This window comes from Pseudoalteromonas sp. AWH4_217, from assembly GCF_056161105.1.
In genome coordinates this window covers 75,703-91,067 of sequence record NZ_JBSWYM010000007.1, presented here as the reverse complement: position 1 = coordinate 91,067, position 15,365 = coordinate 75,703, and the positions used below count along the sequence as shown (strand labels likewise).

The following is a 15,365-nucleotide window of genomic DNA, read 5'->3' as shown; positions in this document are numbered from 1 at the left end:
GTGAGTATAACATGACACGCAGGCAGAGCGCGCAATACCGTGCCTGCCTGGTGACATAGGGTGTCGAGATTTAAAGCGCTCCGAGAGGCTCTTTAGTTTGGCTTTTTCTGTGCCGCAGATTTATTGCCGCCGGGTTTGCTCTGATTATTGGCAGGACGTCTTCTGCGGCGTTTTGGCGCAGCGGTTTTATCATTTCCGGATTGCGACTTTTGGCCGTTTCTGGGCTTGTCTGCCTGTTTGCGCTGTGCGGATTGCTCCGCTGTGGCTGCTTTGGGTTTCTTAGGCTTTTTCGGTTTTTTTGGCTTAATCGGACGAGTGTCCAGTTTTGACTCAGGCACCGGGTTTTGTGGCTCGAATCCAGGCTCTACAACGCGTGGGATCAACTGCTGGATCAAGCGCTCAATGCCGAACAGATCGCTGGCAACATCTTCACTGACAAACGAGACAGCCTCACCGGTGGCACCGGCACGACCGGTACGGCCGATACGATGTACGTAGTCCTCGTACACATTGGGCAGGTCAAAGTTGACGACGTGGGGTAATTCCTGGATATCCAGGCCTCGTGCCACAATGTCAGTGGCCACTAAGACGCGTAACTCACCATTTTTAAAGCCTGCAAGTGCCTTCATTCGCGCACTCTGGCTCTTATTGCCGTGGATCGCTGCGGCGTTAATTTTACTCTTTTCGAGGTCGCGTACCAGGCGATTAGCGCCATGTTTGGTGCGGGTAAAGACCAGCACCTGTTGCCAGCCATGTGTGTTAATCAGGTGTTTGAGCAAGGCGGTACGACGGCTTTTATCTATCGGGTAGGCCCACTGAGTGACGCTTTTGGCGGTGCTGTTGGCCGGTGCCACGGAAATCTCAACGGGATCCTGAATAAGTCCCTTGGCGAGGGAGCGGATCTCATCAGAAAATGTGGCCGAGAATAGTAAATTCTGGCGTTGTGATGGCAGCAACTTAATTAGGCGTTTAATGTCGTGGATAAACCCCATATCCAGCATTCTGTCGGCTTCGTCGAGCACAAAAATGTCTAACTGATCGAACTTCACCGCATTTTGTTGGTATAAGTCGAGCAACCGCCCCGGTGTCGCCACCAGTACATCGGCCCCTTTGCGTAGCTTCATCATTTGCGGGTTGATCTTCACGCCACCGTAGACAACCTGGCAGGACAAAGTCAGGTGTTTACTATACAGTTCAACACTTTGCCAGACCTGATCCGCCAGCTCGCGGGTCGGTGTCAGGATCAGTGCTCTGACTTGGTTGGCTTTTACTTTTGGTTTGCTGCTCAACAGCTCCAGCATGGGCAGGGTAAAGCCTGCTGTTTTGCCTGTGCCTGTCTGGGCTGCGGCCATAATATCCCGGCCTTGTAAAATGGCTGGGATGGCTTGCTCCTGAATAGGGGTTGGTGTTGAGTAACCCTGATCGGCTACGGCTTGATTAATTTCGGGAGATAAGCCAAGACTGCTGAAGCTCATGTTTGTGTACTCTGAAGAATGCGGGCCGGAAGAGTACAAGATTTACCCCAACATAGCAATTTTTGTCATCAGTTTGATGTGGATATATGCGCGCGATATACGCACATTATGAGTGCCTTGAAGATCAGTCCCGGCTCAGTTTAACGATTACTCAATCCGGTGAGTGAAAGCGTGTAAGTGAGCAAATACGACTAATGCGAAACCCGGCACCAGAGATGAATATGATCACGTCTTTTATATAGGGGTGAAGCCTGGACTCAGGAAGGCGTGATGACACTCGAAATGCCAGGCATTTCATTTTATGACTGGAGCTCACTGTTCGGTCAATAGTTCAGCAACGGGGATCTGGTAAAAACGAGCCAGGTCGCCTGCTGTGCGGTAATATACCCGGTTACCGCACTCGGCACGTTTCAGCGTGGCAATTGACACACATAAAGCCTGATCCTGGCAAGCGCATGCCAGTTTCTCCTGACTCAGGCCGAGACCTTTTCTTAGCTCCTTGAGCCGATGACAATTGAGTTTGACTCTACCGTCCATTGAAGTGCTCCTGACTGGTTTGGATGCTAAGGCTAGCAGCCCTGAACGCTTTTTGCCAAATTGTTAAAGCCAATTAAAGTGTCCACTTTTTACTACACACTGTCAGCATTTTTTCACCCTAATGTCTTAGATTTAGGGGCAAAGAAACTGATACCAAACTGATACTAAACTGATACCAACAAGCGTGTGATTCGCATCTACACTGAGTGCCAGTTGAATAAGCCCCGCATGGTGCGGGATTACTGGAAATAATAAGGAAACAATTATGTCTCAGACAGTTCATAACCTGGGTGCCTATGGTTCAGTTGTACTGGCGAAAGATTTCAGCAAAGACTTTATCAATGCGTTTGAGCACATTAATCAGCGCGATGGTGTAAAAATCACCCCACTGGCAGGCCAGTCTCAAGTAGTTAATGGTATTAACTATGCGTTCTACTGTTTGGTTGAGCCAGTTGTTGCGCCGGACGTGGCAAAAGTGAACAAACTTGAGCTTATCGTGATCCATGCGCTGGATGACAAATACACCGAAACAGCAGAGCGTATATTAAGTCGTCCCGTACTTGTTCCACCTATCGGTTCGTTCGATGGTGTAGCACTGCGTGATGAGTTCACCGATGCTGAAAAAGCGGCGGCTGAGCAGATTGAATCACTGGTTGGTGTACGTTATGACATTCTGGCGGCTCAGCAACAGGTTGTTGCAGGTCTGAACTTTGTATTCTATACAGTGGCTACACCAGCCACACGTAATGGCCAGGCTTTCTTCGCTGAAATTGAAGCGCACCGAAACTTGGACGGCAGACTTGAAAACTTCAATCTGATCCCGGTTCAGCCATAACCTTAACTTTTGGCAACGTTGATGTTTTGCCGCCCGGTTGATCCCGGGCGGCTTTTTCGTTTTTGCCTGTCTGTCAAGGGTAGCGTAACCTCAAGGCCGGTTGGTTTATAAAGTCATGATGGGCTGTGTCGTCAGAAGCCAATAAAGCAAGTTTGAAGGAACTCATGCACGAGCACACTTGTACCCGGATGTCTTAATCATTGCTTGCTATACTGAGTGGAAACACTCTGAGGGAACCAACAATGAGAGTCATTCTGCTCGCTATTTTACTGTTTACAGCACAGGCTTCAGCCGATGAAAAACAAGCCCCACCACTGAACCCCGCTTACAAAGGGGAGCATGGTATGGCGCTGATGAACCGAGGTTCACGCATTTATGCGACTAACTTTCCGTCGTACGGCTTACCCAATGATATCCATGTCGTTTACCGACTGGAGAACCCGGATGTGGCTTTTCTGAGTCTGGTTCGTGATGCCAAGCTAATCACCATTAAACCGGAGCCGTTTAATTTGCAACGACTGGAGCGGGGAGAGGAAGTTATGATCACCGCAGATGTTTATGAGGGACATTATGCGCGTGGAGGCAGGCTGGTATACCCACAAAGACAGTTGGTGCTCAGTGATAAACTTTTTGCCCGAAAGCTCAGCAAGTTGGAGCCTGCGTCGCAGTGGCATGAGTATGACATGATTGAAATCAACAAAACGGAACGTATATATGTCCACAAAATACAGCAAAGACCCAGTTTTAACCACCTGATTTTTGTAGACTTAACGGGGGCGTGCCTGCAAAAATTCCGGGCTTCTAAACGGGTACCCAGCGAAGGTGAATTGGCTTATAAGTTTATTAACTGCGGGACACTGAAACAGCTTTTCTATGATGCTGAGAGTTATATGTGACAGGCGGCATAGAGCCGCCCACTTACCCACAGTAGTGTGTGCCTTTTACCTTAAAGTATAATATTTAAGGAGATGTTCGATGTTGTTGTTCATAGCCATCGCCTGACGCGAGTGCGGTAATCCTCGTAATGTTCAGCAAATTTATTATGCATAGCCCGTTCTTCATGGCGTATGTACCAAAAATCGACCACCACCACAAATAACAGGGTTAACCCGAGTGACCACAGCGTTGCACCACACAGCAGCGCACAGCCGAATAGCGCACTACTCAAACCCAGGTACATTGGGTTCCGCGAATAAGCGAATGGCCCCTGTGTGATCAATTTATCCGGTTCGCCAAAGGTCATGATGTTTGTCTCAGCCTGCTTAAAAAGCCCTTTAGCCGCTTGTGCCAGAAAAAGACCGCCAAGTAAGAAAGGTAGCCCGAGCAGGTTGTAAGGGGTGAGTAGAAGGTGTGTCAGTTCGTTATACCAGCAACCGACTATGATTATAGATACAAAAAAAATCAGTAATATTGGGGGCAGTAATCGCTGCATTGTGGATCTCCATTCATTGAGGGGGTTGAGGCACTCTAGCAAGCGGTTTGCAACGTGGCCTTAACCTAAGTTAAGCCCATTTGATTTCTTATTCGGGACAAGGCAACGTCGGTGATCCCCAGATACATGGCAACCTGGCGTAATGGGATCTGGTGGTAGGTATCGCTGAATTCGAGCAAAAACGCCTGATAGCGCTCGGTGGCACTTTGCATCAAAAAAGCCGCTTCGCGTTTTTCTTTTTTAATCACCAGACGCTCGTACAGATGCCGGACAAAAGTGGCTACTTCGACGTGCTGTTCCGACAATTCGAGCAGTGTGCTGTAGTTGATAACCGCAGTGGTACAGTGGGTGATGGCTTGCGTGGCAAATGGGCTGGGGCAACCGGTCACCAATGAGCTGACGCTGGTAAATGCGCCGCCTGGCTGGACCAGAGATTTATTGCGCTCGTTACCTTGGCGATCCAGATAGAAATAGCGGCCAATACCGTCAAGTAGAAAAGAGACGGTTTTAACCCTGTCGCCACAGGCAAAAATTGCGGTGTTGGGCGGGTAATGCTGAATGGACATAGCGTGTGACAGGCGAGATATCAAAGACTGTTCGAGGGGGGAGATCTGGTTCAGTGTACTGTGTAGTAAAGCAAAATGAGACATGTCCATTGTGTTTCTAATTCCATTTTTTTGGGGTTATTATGCATGTTCATGGTGGGAGCACCAAGGGAAATCATGACCACACGGTAGCCGTTTGCCTATGGCGCAAGGTAGAGCCCGACAGTGGGCTCTGATATGGCTGATGTTGTGTCGTCCAGCGGGCGTAGTGACAATCAGACGATGGTTTACTGCGCAGGCTCTGAATGGGTTGTGCCAACGTTCAGGTGAACTTTTATAATCACGGCCTTTTAAAAATTCGAGATTTGCGGCTCAAAGTGCACCCGCATGGAATACAAAGGGCCGCACAAGTAGCCCTTTTTGGTTGGGTCGAGTTAAAGCGGATTGCCGTTTTTGTCAAAGGCATCAAACTGGTGGCCATCAGGCCCACCATCTCGGGGTGGGATGAGCACATCTATAGCGTTGCTGCCAGCCACCGCATTGGGGTCGGTGAGTGAGCGCAAGAAGGTGGCCAGGTAATGTATTTCATCACTGGTGAAGTGTTTGATGATGGCATCATCGCCTCTGTCTGAATTTGCTCTGTTCTCGGCGTTAAGTGCCAGAACAAACTCTTCGCCTCCACCAACAATCTCGCGGCACTGCGCTGTTGTCAGGTGCTGAAATTGTGGCAGCTGGCAGGTTTCAACATTGTGATAAAAGCTTTCCAGAGAACCTGTTACGTCATTATAGTGTTCGATAACACGCTCTAGTGTGGGGAAAACACCTTTATCGCCGTAAGGCGCAGTGATCCCAACATTGAGCAGGCTCGGCATGCGGAACTGGTTTTTGGCATTACCATCGGCGACGGCGTTAGGCCCAATCTGCGGGTAAAGCGGACCGCGGGTTTTTTCCGGGGTAAACATCACGCCATCGTGGCAGTTAGCGCATCCTGCTGAGGTGTAAAACAGTAATGCTCCGCGTTTTTCTGTATTGTTGAGGCGAGCCATGTCACCTTCGATGTAGTTGAAAAAAGGATTGTCGATAAACAAGAATGAGGCCTGATAAGCCGCAAGTGCTCTGGCGATACGCAAGAAATCAATCTGCTCGTCGCCGTAGGCTGCTGCGAAGTGGCTTTTCCATTCATCGGCCAGACGGCTGGCAATAAATTCACGATAGACTTGCGGGGATTCAAAGCTGGTTGGATCGCCCATTTCAGCGGCTGCGGTGACAGGGAAATGAGCCTGAGCCATTAACAGACGCAAGGGATCTGTATTGGCAACCTGGCTGTTCATCAGTCGGGTTACGTCATCTTCTGGGGTCATAATCGGGGCCGTGGATACCAGGCCCACTTCACTTTCACGGTTGCTCTGACGCAGTTTTACCCTTTGATCCCAGAACATACTGTTGACCCACAGGGCCGTGTTGCAGATCTGCGGCGAACTGCGTCCAACAGAAGGGATAGTACTGCCGTCGGTGCGGCCCAGTCCGATGACATCTGGGTTCTCAGCATTGACGCCGATGGATAAAGACAGGCCATCGCCTCCACAACCTTGTGCAGGGTGGTGGCAAGAAGCGCAGGAGGTATCATAGTTTTGACTCAGCGCCTTACTAAAGAACAGTCGTTTACCCAGATCAATCAGTTTCGGGTCTTCCTGTCGACGATAGCGGGCCACATAGGCCTGCATATCTTCCAGCCCCTGCTGCAACTCATAATGTTCAATGACTTTGCCCATGCAGGTATCGAGCTGCTCATCCGTTACGGCATTGAGGTCGTTAGTACCGCACAAATCGACCAAACGCGCAATGCCAATATTTATTACTGAACCATTGCGCATGCCATCATTGCTATCACTTGCCAGCGTAGTCACCGTTTCGGTGTTTGACGGTTCACTGGTGAGCTTGTTTTTATCTTTACCCTTGGCAAAAGCTTGCACAAAGTAGCTGTATTCAGTACCCGCCATCGCACTGTCATCCTGGTAAAAGGTGAGTGTGGTTCGGGCAATGCGTTTGCCATCCCGATAGATGCGATAGCCTTTAATGTTGCTGGTATCTTCCGGTGCCTGCCAGCTTAGCGCAACTTGATTGCTGCTGTGTACTTTTGCTGTGAACTGTTGTGGGGTGGGGAGTAGGTTGGTGTCTGCCTGAACGAATGTTGACCATAAGCTCATAGGCAGCAACCATAGCCCGAATATTCTTGCTTTCATAGGTATGATCCTTAACAACAGTGTGTGGTTGGGTAGCGCTTGCACACTGCTGTCTGTAACGTAACTGAGAGTGTGTATTGCCCCCGCGGCATATCGCCGGGAAGGTCATTATTGTGTGGAATATAAAATTGCGATTCCAACATTAGTGTAGGAATGAAATAAGGAAGAAATGTGTATATTTTGACTTTTTAGTCATCCTTTATTCTGTTTTTTGCCATTTTGTATCTAGAGCATTTATTCAAAAGTGACGTTTTGCCCCTGAGGTATAAAACTTTCTAGATCAGCGTGTTACCATGTTCCGATATTGACATACATAAGCAAATTGGGTCAGCCCACATTAAGTGTGGGCTTATCATTTAGAATGCAGCTGATAAGGGATGTTAAAAATTCTAAAGTGGGATCTTTTGTATCACCAAATTGAACAGGTAATTATTTTCACGTTCAGTTCGTTTGACCGTCATAAGCGCCTGCTCCTGTGTACTTTTTCGTTTAAACAGGCCATCTTTGTGATTAAGCGGGTGATCCGGAAAGTACAGTTGAGTCAGTAGCGTGTCATAACCCAGCTTAGACGCTTTAAGGTGAATATGCGGTGTACGTTGACTACTGGCATTGAGCGGGTAGGCACCCGGGAATACGGTTTTGAAACGAAACCGCCCTTGTTTGCCACTTTGTATAATGGCCCAGGCCTGAAAGTGTTCATCGATAGGTGCCTCGCTGGTATCGTGAGGGTGATGATACTTACCAAAAGCATTCGCCTGCCACAAGTCTAACGTGACATCTTCAACGGTATGTCCCTCGTGATCAAATACTTGCCCGGCTATTTCTATATGCGTTCCCTGAGCCACACCTGATTTTCCGGCCACCTGGGTCAGATCAGCATCCTGGTCTTTTTGTGGGATAATGGGGTAATAGGGCCCTTCCATTTCTCTGGGAGTCAGCATTGTTTGAGCCTGTGCGGCGGAGGCAAAAGCACCTGCCAGCGTGCCTGCTGCGAGATTTTTAATAAAGTGACGTCTGGAATTGTGCGACATAAAACACCTGAATTTACGTTGTTATCTGCTATTCAGCTTAGGATGCGGTGTATTCTGATGTCTTATTAAAAAGCTATTTTTTACTTAAATAGATTTATGTTTGGTGCAAGTAAGTCTATAACAATTTGTAATATATAGTTTTATTTCCGATCTGCGTCACTTTTACCAGTGAATGCGTCTTTGGAACAGTTTGGGCTTAGCTTAGGTTAAATGTGCCTCCATATGCTTTTGGGTTCTTGAGTTGATGTACCGATCACGGTTTTTCTACAACCAGATAAGTGTGAACCTCTGGGTACTGGTCGAACTCTAAATGTCTGATAATGCAGCCCATGTCGATGAATAGTTGTAAGAACCCGGTTACACCAAGTGACGAATAGTAAACCTCTGGCCCCATAGCATTGTTAGTGTGGCAACCAGCCTGCGTTGTGCCACCAAATGAAAATATAAACACGCCTCCGGGGTTGAGGCTGTTGATGATCTTAGCGAGCGCCGGCTTTTGCTCCGATAAAGGTATGTGCCAGATGCTGTCCCATGCTGTTATAAAGTCATATTTATCTGGCAACATGTAGGTGCAAATATCACCCTGCACAAAAGAAATATCTGGATGCTTACGCCTTGCCAGAGCGAGCATCTTTTCTGAAATATCTAAACCAGTTGGCTTAAAGCCTTCATTAACCAGCAACTCGATAAAACGACCGGTGCAACCGCAACCAATATCCAGCGCATTGCCGCGATGTTTAACAAAACGAATCGCCCTCTGGTGTTGTGCAATGCCATTGGTCATATCAAACTCCTCACGCTCCCAGAGGTGGGTAATTTGATTGTAGGCTTTTCCTATTTCTTTTGGCTTCATGGCTGGTTTTCTGAAGTTAAAACACCTATGGGTTTACTTACAACGAGTGCCGTTATCAACAAACCGATACGCCACAAACTGATTCTTTCCATTATTGGGCTGATTCGGAAAAACTGGAGCATGCTCAAAACGGCCATTTAAAACATCATGCCAAAAACACCTTACTTGTTTTTGGGGATGACTTTCTGAAATCGTCTCTAACTTTGACCGAATATCCTCGTCATCCAACAACAGCTCTGCAAATGTAAAAGTAACATCTATCTCATAAGCGCTCATGTTATTGTTGTCCAACATATCGAGTATGACAGGCTTATATTCTGTTTTGTTTTCCATAAATATCTGTACAGCACCATCATCCCAACCTGAGCCCATTAAGTTCATCTTATGTAATAGAAAGATTTGCACAGTCTTGCTCGTCAAAACAGCGATATAAAGCAATAACAGTAAGAGTAATAAGTTTCTAAAAAACTTGACTAAAGCCACGGTATTCCTTTGTTGTATAAAGCTAAGTAGAGCACTTTATCAAGGTTGAACCTTTGATCAAGTGCTGTGTCCAATTACCAGGCTAAACTAAATGCTGAAGTATCAGCCTTCTAAGTCTTTTAGGGTGTGAAGAAATAGAGCGATTGGGGATGGTACTTTTTTAAGTCCATCTGCCGGTTCTTGCATCAACTTCCCTCCGGGCGTCTTTTTGGAAAGATCATAGAGCAGTGTTGTTAGGTACTCGCCTTGAACACTGTGGCTTAATCAGTCACCGCCGCCGCCATCAGAGCTTCCACCGCCGCCAGAATCGTCGTTACTCAGCTCTATACTAACTCTGGTTTTACCTTTTGATGTGCTGAAGGAGCTCAGAATGAAAACAACACCTCCAGCGGCCAATAACCAGCCTATTTGTTCCGGTGACGTTGAAGTCAGTTTTTCATATCCGATATAAGTAAGCGCACAGCCTGCAATAAATGGTATTAATTTCATCAGATTACTCTTCCAGTTGAAGCCCTGTATTATTGATAAAACACCCACTCCAGAAATTGTGCGTTATACCAAAGCAGGTGATATTGACATAAGTACTTTCGGGCAACTCCCTCAAGCTGAGTGTCTTTTATTTCAGAATTAACGCCCTCATTTTGGGTTGTGACGATATAGAGTTGTCATTTTTCCATTGCTACTCTTAAAAGTAAAAACTTTGTCATTTAGCTTAATGATTTCATCGCACCAATGCGTACCAGTAGGTATAAATTCAGGGTGAGATGTTTTGCTGATGGTTAAACAGCTACTAAGCTTAAACTTATGTTTTACTTGATAGGTTCCCTCGAGCTTGTACTTTACTGGTGTCTCGGGAATTTGCCCCCAAGATTTAAGGCTGCCATCAGCGAAGTACTGATCATATCCCCAAAATGTTTTCCCTCCATCTTCTGAGTTTCCCCAAATTCCAATCAAGTCTTTTGGATTTATTTCGCTCGCATTCGATGAAGATATACCAATAAATAAAGCTGTTAAAAAGATAAGTTTTTTCACCGTTCCTTCCTAAAAATTATAGTTGTGCACTCACCACAATTAATCTGTTGGTACACCGTCTGACTATATTGAAAGTCAGCCATTTAAGGTTATATGGGGTTTTAACCTATCAACAATCACAGGGCTCCTCAAGCGGCTTTACTTTGCGCAAAGCAAGCTCAGCGGTAAAGGAGGCTAATCAGATCCCGCATGTCAATCGCTACTTTCATGTTTAGTTAGTGCTTAGAACAATAGCTCGCAGCAATTTGGCCTTATCTTCCATATCAGCTCAGGTATGCCTGTTTATTGTTATCTAGCCACGTTCGGCTATTCCTTGTTCCAGGCACTCAGAATTTAGTCTGCCCTGCGGGCTAATCACACTACGCACGGCGATAAATAAGCATACGGCAATAGACACACTCATCATGACCCAGACGGCAATCATGATCATCACCTGATATTTGATGGCGACCATGGGGCTGGCACCGCCGAGGATCTGGCCGGTCATCATGCCGGGCAGCGATACCAGGCCTGTAGTGGCCATGGTTGCCAGAATAGGTGCCAGTGCTTTTTGCAGCGCATTTTGTACAAAGGGCAAAGTGGCCTCGCGCACCTGTGCACCCAGTGACAGTGCGGCTTCATATTCAGGCCAGCGGGTTTTAAAAGCATCGAAAAAGTGTTGCAGGCAAACGATGTTGGCATTGAGGCTATTGCCCAGCAACATACCGGCCAGCGGGATCAGGTACTGTGCATGGTAATAGGGCGTTGGCTGGATAATCACCAGGGTGACAAAGCTTAACAGGGGTAAGAGTCCGGCACACAACCCGGTAAACACGGCCACAAAGAGCGGACGCCTGGGCAGCCGGGCTTTACTGACAATAGCGCTACTGCCGATGAGTAGCATCACCAATAACCAGGCGAGGTTCACCCAGAGATTATTGAGGGTAAACAGATATTCCAGATACAGGCCGACCAGTAATAACTGTACGGCCATGCGGATCAGTCCAATCACGGCTTCTTTGCCAATATTGAGCTGATACAGCGCGTTGATAGCAAAGGGCAGCAGCAGGGTCAGGCTAAACAAGCCCAGCTGCCACCACTGGATGTCGATTACCTGTTGCATCTGGGTGTCTGGCTAATATAAGTGTTTTAATTACAGTCGATTATTACACACAATTATTATACAGAAAGCCATTTAAAATCACCCGGTGGCCTTACTTGCGAAATAAGCTGCTATTGCAAATCACTCTGCCAGTAGTTTGCTTACCCGGGCGTGCTCGGCTTTCGCTTCGGTCATGATTCGGTCGATCAAGACCTCAACGGGTTCGATGTCACGGATCATTCCCTGTGACTGGCCAATAAACTGGACGCCGCGTTCCAGATCGCCCCTGATTGTGGCGGCTTCCAGCTTTTCGGTGGCGGCGCCAAAGAGGGTCAGCATACGGATTTTGTCGAACTGAGCCAGTAAGCCCAGTAGTAATTTCCACAGCGGCATATCGACCATTTTTGAGGCTTTAAAGGACTTAAAAACGGCCACGATGGGGTTCATCGGGCGGCGGGTGGCTTTTTCTGCCATCGGGGTTTTCATTACCCGGGCGTAGAGGCCATCGAAGTTCTTAGAATAAATGGTGTCGGCGACCTTTTTATCGACCACCGCCTGTTTAACATTCTGATGGACCGGGCTTTGTGTGCTGGTTGCCAGCCGAGAGCCCATGGCAACGGCATCGGCCCCCAGCGCCAGTGCCGCCAGCAGGCCTTTGCCATCGGAAAATCCACCTGCCGCGATAACGGGAATGTCGACCAGCTCAACAATGTTGGGCACTAAGCAAAGGGATGTGACTTCACCGCCATGCGCGGCGGCTTCGTGGCCGGTCACCAGCAGGGCATCAGCGCCACTTTTTTGCGCGGCCAGCGCGTGTTTTTCGGTTACGACTGTGGCGATGGTTTTGCCGCCGTAACGTTTTACGGCTTCCACTATCCAGTCGCCTTTACCCAACGAAAAGTTAATCACCGGTACTTGCTCAGCCAGCGCGACTTTGGCGTTTTCTTTTGCGCCGGGCATCAGCAAGGTGATCCCAACGCCAAAGGGTTTGTCGGTGAGGGTGCGAATTTTGGCAATGGCCTGACGGGTTTGCTCCTGCGTCAATGGTCCGGTGGCTAAGATCCCCAGGCCGCCGGCATTGGATACCGCTGCAACCAGCTCAGGAACTGAGATCCAGCTCATGCCAGGTAAGACGATGGGTTTTTCTATGCCCAGTAAGTCGGTAATAGGTGTTTTCATGTTGATGATTTTAACTGGTCTGACGTGTTGTAAGCATACCGGGAAAATCGCTCAGAAGAAAAGTGAATATTGCACCAAAGCGCACATTCGACGGTTAGGGCGTTTTCTCTTGCACGGATAGTTGTACATCCTTTTGTGTATCGACTTTTTTCTTACGCTTCTTTTTTAGTCGTTTGAGTTCGGCCTTTTTTACGTGTTTGGCAATCCACTTGGCCATTTTGCCCATCAGTATGGGCGGAAAGTCGTGCCCCAGGCCCTCTACCACTTTTAGCCGTGCCTTGCGGATCTCGGCGGCGGTTTGCTCACCTGCCGTGAGCGGAAAAATCGGGTCGTGGGTGCCGTGGATCACTAAGGTTGGCGCCTTGATCCGGGTTAACAGGTGGCGTCGGTCGCCGCTCGCGGTGATGGCGGCCAGCTGGCGTTTAAACCCAGCCGGATTATGGGCCCGGCTGATATGCATGGTGGCCTGCTCTCGCAGAGTGTGTTCGTCTCGCGGATAGGCGGGGCTGCCAATCAGCTGATTAAGCCTTACATTATATGAAATCGCGGCCTGTCGACAGTTATCGCGGGGCGTGATACGTGCCAGTTTGATCAGAACCCCCAGGCTTTTCCCTGAGATCAACTGGTTGTTTGAGTTAGACATGATTGAGGTCAGGCTGAGCACTTTTTTGCGCTGCTTGGCGGCCAAAATCTGCGCTATCATACCACCCATAGACGCGCCAACCAGGTGAGCTTTTTTAATTTTCAGTGCCTTCATCAGTGCCAGTACATCGTCTGCCATATCTTCGAGCGAGTAGGGCGCTTGTTTTCCAAAGGGGACCTTGCGGCGTAACCAGGTTTTAAACAGGTTAGGGGTGCCGTAGTCGTCCAGATGGCTCGACAAGCCGCTGTCGCGGTTATCGAAGCGGATCACTCTGAAGCCTTTGTCTACCAGACCAAAATACAGCTCATCGGGCCACACCGTCATTTGTGCGCCCAGCCCCATGATCAAAATAATGGCGGGTGCATGTCGGTTACCACAATCCTGATAGCTCAGGGTAATGCCGTTTGAGGTTTTAATGCTGCGCATAGGGTTTTTTAGTGCGACTCTACGGTTAAGAAAAAAGTATAGCGCATAGAGAGTTACAATCTTGAGCTGAAGGCGAAATGAACAAGAAAATTTTTACGAAAAAAGTAAAAAATTGACTTGCGTACGAGGGGGAATACATCAATAATCAGCGCGCCACAGCTGGTGGTTATTTAAACTAAATTCAGGAGCAAAAAGAGTATGGCAAGCAAACGCAGCCAGTCCCACGAACATTTACGGGGCGACATAAAAGACAACGCTTTAAAAGCATTGGTAACCAGCCCGCTGTTTAGAAGCAAAGTAGAGAAAAGCAAAAAAGGCAAAGGCAGCTACCGTCGTAAGGACAAACACCAGGGCCGAGAGCCTTACCTTATGGCAGCTTAGGCGAGCAATAAGATAAGGCTTTCGACAAACAGCTGTTATATTACTAAGCTTGTGGCTGATTAAATAAAAAGGAGCAACCAGATGGGACTATTAAGTGGGTTACTAGGCAATGCCAGCGAAGTAGACAGCGATGAGCTGGATAAGCTACTCAACGACACCCTGATTGAAGGGGAAAGTGTAGCGCAGGCGTACAAAGTGATCCGGGATATGTTTGTGTTTACGAACAAGCGCCTGATCCTGATAGACAAGCAGGGAGTCACTGGCTCGAAAGTCGAGATGCTGAGCATTCCGTACGGTAAAATCACCAAATTTAGCAAAGAGTCGGCGGGTCATTTCGATCTCGACGCGGAGCTGAAAATTTGGATTGGCTCAGAGCCCGAGCCGCTGACCAAAGAGTTTAAAGCGGGCGATAACATCAATCAGGTGTATAAAATCATTTCTCAGTATTGCCTGTAAACGCAATACCATAGGTTTTTGCAAAGAGGTCACCACGGGCCTTATCCAGGATAAGTGCCCGGGAGTCCGGTACTCTTTGCAGCCACCCTCGCTCAAGTGCATCATTTAAAATCCAGTGTCCCAGGCTACCTGCCAGATGGTTACGCCGTTCACTCCAGTCCAGACACGATTTACAGATCGGGCGCTTTTTTTTCCTAAGCGTTTGAACGCAGACACCCAGTTGCTCAAAAAAGGCGATCCCCTTTGGAGTCAGCAGGGTTTCAGCTTGTTTGTCCTCTATGTAGTTAGCTTCAGCCAGCGCGTCATAAAGCTGTATACCCAGCTCACCCGCAATATGGTCATAACAGACGCGTGCTTGTCGTAAGTAGGGGTCCGCTGGCCCTGTGTGTGTTTTCAGTGTTATTTCACTACTGAGCGTCAGGAGTTGCTCAATTAACCCTGCAACCTTCAGGCTTTTAAGCTGGAAGTATTTGTGCCTGCCTTGTTTTCTGACCGCCAGTAGCGAGCCTTCAACCAATTTCGCCAAATGGCTGCTGGCAGTCTGAGCAGTTATATCCGCTTCTAATGACAGCTCCGTTGCTGTCAGCGCTTTACCCGACATGAGAGCGATGAGCATACGGGCTCTGGCGGGCTCGCCAATTAAACTGGCAATCAGGGTGATGTCGGGTTCGTGCATAGGAATAGTTCGATACAGGCCGAAGCATAGCTATTGGGTGGTCTGTATAGTGCCTAA

At 48.2% G+C, this 15,365-nt stretch carries 18 protein-coding genes; 4 read left to right on the top strand and 14 right to left on the bottom strand.

From position 1 onward, the window contains the following. Window positions 1-92: 92 nt before the first annotated feature. Window positions 93-1,475, bottom strand: coding sequence for a DEAD/DEAH box helicase (locus ACXAH1_RS10225; RefSeq protein WP_475196483.1), 1,383 nt, complete (start codon window positions 1,473-1,475; stop codon window positions 93-95). A gap of 312 nt (window positions 1,476-1,787) precedes the next feature. Beyond that, on the bottom strand, window positions 1,788-2,012 hold the full coding sequence (locus ACXAH1_RS10220; RefSeq protein ID WP_253047635.1) for a helix-turn-helix domain-containing protein: 225 nt from the start codon (window positions 2,010-2,012) through the stop codon (window positions 1,788-1,790). Between the two features lie 265 nt (window positions 2,013-2,277). Between ACXAH1_RS10220 and ACXAH1_RS10215 the strand changes: the two genes are divergently transcribed. Then, complete coding sequence (locus tag ACXAH1_RS10215) at window positions 2,278-2,847, top strand: hypothetical protein (protein ID WP_475196481.1); 570 nt, start codon at window positions 2,278-2,280, stop codon at window positions 2,845-2,847. A 242-nt stretch (window positions 2,848-3,089) separates the two neighbouring features. Beyond that, window positions 3,090-3,743: a hypothetical protein gene (locus tag ACXAH1_RS10210; RefSeq protein WP_253047629.1), complete on the top strand. Its 654-nt coding sequence runs from the start codon at window positions 3,090-3,092 to the stop codon at window positions 3,741-3,743. 89 nt (window positions 3,744-3,832) lie between these two features. On the opposite strand, the gene ACXAH1_RS10205 is transcribed toward ACXAH1_RS10210, so the two are convergent. From ACXAH1_RS10205 to ACXAH1_RS10155, 11 genes are all read right to left on the bottom strand, one after another. Then, a complete protein-coding gene (locus ACXAH1_RS10205; RefSeq protein ID WP_475196479.1) occupies window positions 3,833-4,279 on the bottom strand; it encodes a methyltransferase family protein in 447 nt (148 codons plus the stop codon). A 65-nt stretch (window positions 4,280-4,344) separates the two neighbouring features. Then, complete coding sequence (locus tag ACXAH1_RS10200; protein WP_475196478.1) at window positions 4,345-4,935, bottom strand: Crp/Fnr family transcriptional regulator; 591 nt, start codon at window positions 4,933-4,935, stop codon at window positions 4,345-4,347. Between the two features lie 323 nt (window positions 4,936-5,258). Continuing rightward, entirely contained in the window at window positions 5,259-7,067 is a 1,809-nt protein-coding gene (locus tag ACXAH1_RS10195) for a cytochrome-c peroxidase (protein ID WP_475196476.1), read from the bottom strand. Window positions 7,068-7,456: 389 nt separating this feature from the next. Then, window positions 7,457-8,098 (bottom strand): dioxygenase family protein, encoded by a 642-nt coding sequence (locus tag ACXAH1_RS10190; protein ID WP_475196475.1) that lies wholly within the window; start codon window positions 8,096-8,098, stop codon window positions 7,457-7,459. A gap of 253 nt (window positions 8,099-8,351) precedes the next feature. After that, window positions 8,352-8,951: a class I SAM-dependent DNA methyltransferase gene (locus ACXAH1_RS10185; RefSeq protein WP_475196473.1), complete on the bottom strand. Its 600-nt coding sequence runs from the start codon at window positions 8,949-8,951 to the stop codon at window positions 8,352-8,354. Between the two features lie 33 nt (window positions 8,952-8,984). Next, window positions 8,985-9,434: a hypothetical protein gene (locus ACXAH1_RS10180; protein WP_475196470.1), complete on the bottom strand. Its 450-nt coding sequence runs from the start codon at window positions 9,432-9,434 to the stop codon at window positions 8,985-8,987. A 264-nt stretch (window positions 9,435-9,698) separates the two neighbouring features. After that, window positions 9,699-9,923 carry a hypothetical protein gene (locus tag ACXAH1_RS10175; protein WP_475196469.1) on the bottom strand — a complete coding sequence of 75 codons (225 nt, stop codon included), beginning with the start codon at window positions 9,921-9,923 and terminating at the stop codon, window positions 9,699-9,701. 147 nt (window positions 9,924-10,070) lie between these two features. Next, a complete protein-coding gene (locus tag ACXAH1_RS10170) occupies window positions 10,071-10,466 on the bottom strand; it encodes a hypothetical protein (protein ID WP_475196465.1) in 396 nt (131 codons plus the stop codon). Window positions 10,467-10,758: 292 nt separating this feature from the next. Further along, window positions 10,759-11,568 (bottom strand): ABC transporter permease, encoded by an 810-nt coding sequence (locus tag ACXAH1_RS10165; RefSeq protein ID WP_475196463.1) that lies wholly within the window; start codon window positions 11,566-11,568, stop codon window positions 10,759-10,761. Window positions 11,569-11,688: 120 nt separating this feature from the next. Beyond that, window positions 11,689-12,726, bottom strand: coding sequence for an NAD(P)H-dependent flavin oxidoreductase (locus ACXAH1_RS10160; protein WP_475196462.1), 1,038 nt, complete (start codon window positions 12,724-12,726; stop codon window positions 11,689-11,691). A 94-nt stretch (window positions 12,727-12,820) separates the two neighbouring features. Continuing rightward, window positions 12,821-13,795: an alpha/beta fold hydrolase gene (locus ACXAH1_RS10155; protein ID WP_475196460.1), complete on the bottom strand. Its 975-nt coding sequence runs from the start codon at window positions 13,793-13,795 to the stop codon at window positions 12,821-12,823. A 198-nt stretch (window positions 13,796-13,993) separates the two neighbouring features. Here ACXAH1_RS10155 and ACXAH1_RS10150 point away from each other — a divergent pair, with 198 nt between their 5' ends. Both ACXAH1_RS10150 and ACXAH1_RS10145 read left to right on the top strand, forming a co-directional pair. Then, on the top strand, window positions 13,994-14,176 hold the full coding sequence (locus ACXAH1_RS10150) for an alternative ribosome-rescue factor A (RefSeq protein WP_046003563.1): 183 nt from the start codon (window positions 13,994-13,996) through the stop codon (window positions 14,174-14,176). A gap of 81 nt (window positions 14,177-14,257) precedes the next feature. Continuing rightward, entirely contained in the window at window positions 14,258-14,632 is a 375-nt protein-coding gene (locus tag ACXAH1_RS10145; RefSeq protein ID WP_046003562.1) for a PH domain-containing protein, read from the top strand. Here the strand turns inward: ACXAH1_RS10145 and ACXAH1_RS10140 are convergent. Beyond that, window positions 14,610-15,308 carry an ArsR/SmtB family transcription factor gene (locus ACXAH1_RS10140; protein WP_475196457.1) on the bottom strand — a complete coding sequence of 233 codons (699 nt, stop codon included), beginning with the start codon at window positions 15,306-15,308 and terminating at the stop codon, window positions 14,610-14,612. The genes ACXAH1_RS10145 and ACXAH1_RS10140 overlap by 23 nt on opposite strands. Window positions 15,309-15,365: the final 57 nt, after the last annotated feature.

Bases quoted from the DNA above. Each gene is read 5' to 3' on its own strand.
- ACXAH1_RS10225 (WP_475196483.1), bottom strand. From the start codon at position 1,475: ATGAGCTTCAGCAGTCTTGGCTTATCTCCCGAAATTAATCAAGCCGTA.
- ACXAH1_RS10220 (WP_253047635.1), bottom strand. From the start codon at position 2,012: ATGGACGGTAGAGTCAAACTCAATTGTCATCGGCTCAAGGAGCTAAGA.
- ACXAH1_RS10215 (WP_475196481.1), top strand. From the start codon at position 2,278: ATGTCTCAGACAGTTCATAACCTGGGTGCCTATGGTTCAGTTGTACTG.
- ACXAH1_RS10210 (WP_253047629.1), top strand. From the start codon at position 3,090: ATGAGAGTCATTCTGCTCGCTATTTTACTGTTTACAGCACAGGCTTCA.
- ACXAH1_RS10205 (WP_475196479.1), bottom strand. From the start codon at position 4,279: ATGCAGCGATTACTGCCCCCAATATTACTGATTTTTTTTGTATCTATA.
- ACXAH1_RS10200 (WP_475196478.1), bottom strand. From the start codon at position 4,935: ATGGACATGTCTCATTTTGCTTTACTACACAGTACACTGAACCAGATC.
- ACXAH1_RS10195 (WP_475196476.1), bottom strand. From the start codon at position 7,067: ATGAAAGCAAGAATATTCGGGCTATGGTTGCTGCCTATGAGCTTATGG.
- ACXAH1_RS10190 (WP_475196475.1), bottom strand. From the start codon at position 8,098: ATGTCGCACAATTCCAGACGTCACTTTATTAAAAATCTCGCAGCAGGC.
- ACXAH1_RS10185 (WP_475196473.1), bottom strand. From the start codon at position 8,951: ATGAAGCCAAAAGAAATAGGAAAAGCCTACAATCAAATTACCCACCTC.
- ACXAH1_RS10175 (WP_475196469.1), bottom strand. From the start codon at position 9,923: ATGAAATTAATACCATTTATTGCAGGCTGTGCGCTTACTTATATCGGA.
- ACXAH1_RS10165 (WP_475196463.1), bottom strand. From the start codon at position 11,568: ATGCAACAGGTAATCGACATCCAGTGGTGGCAGCTGGGCTTGTTTAGC.
- ACXAH1_RS10160 (WP_475196462.1), bottom strand. From the start codon at position 12,726: ATGAAAACACCTATTACCGACTTACTGGGCATAGAAAAACCCATCGTC.
- ACXAH1_RS10155 (WP_475196460.1), bottom strand. From the start codon at position 13,795: ATGCGCAGCATTAAAACCTCAAACGGCATTACCCTGAGCTATCAGGAT.
- ACXAH1_RS10150 (WP_046003563.1), top strand. From the start codon at position 13,994: ATGGCAAGCAAACGCAGCCAGTCCCACGAACATTTACGGGGCGACATA.
- ACXAH1_RS10145 (WP_046003562.1), top strand. From the start codon at position 14,258: ATGGGACTATTAAGTGGGTTACTAGGCAATGCCAGCGAAGTAGACAGC.
- ACXAH1_RS10140 (WP_475196457.1), bottom strand. From the start codon at position 15,308: ATGCACGAACCCGACATCACCCTGATTGCCAGTTTAATTGGCGAGCCC.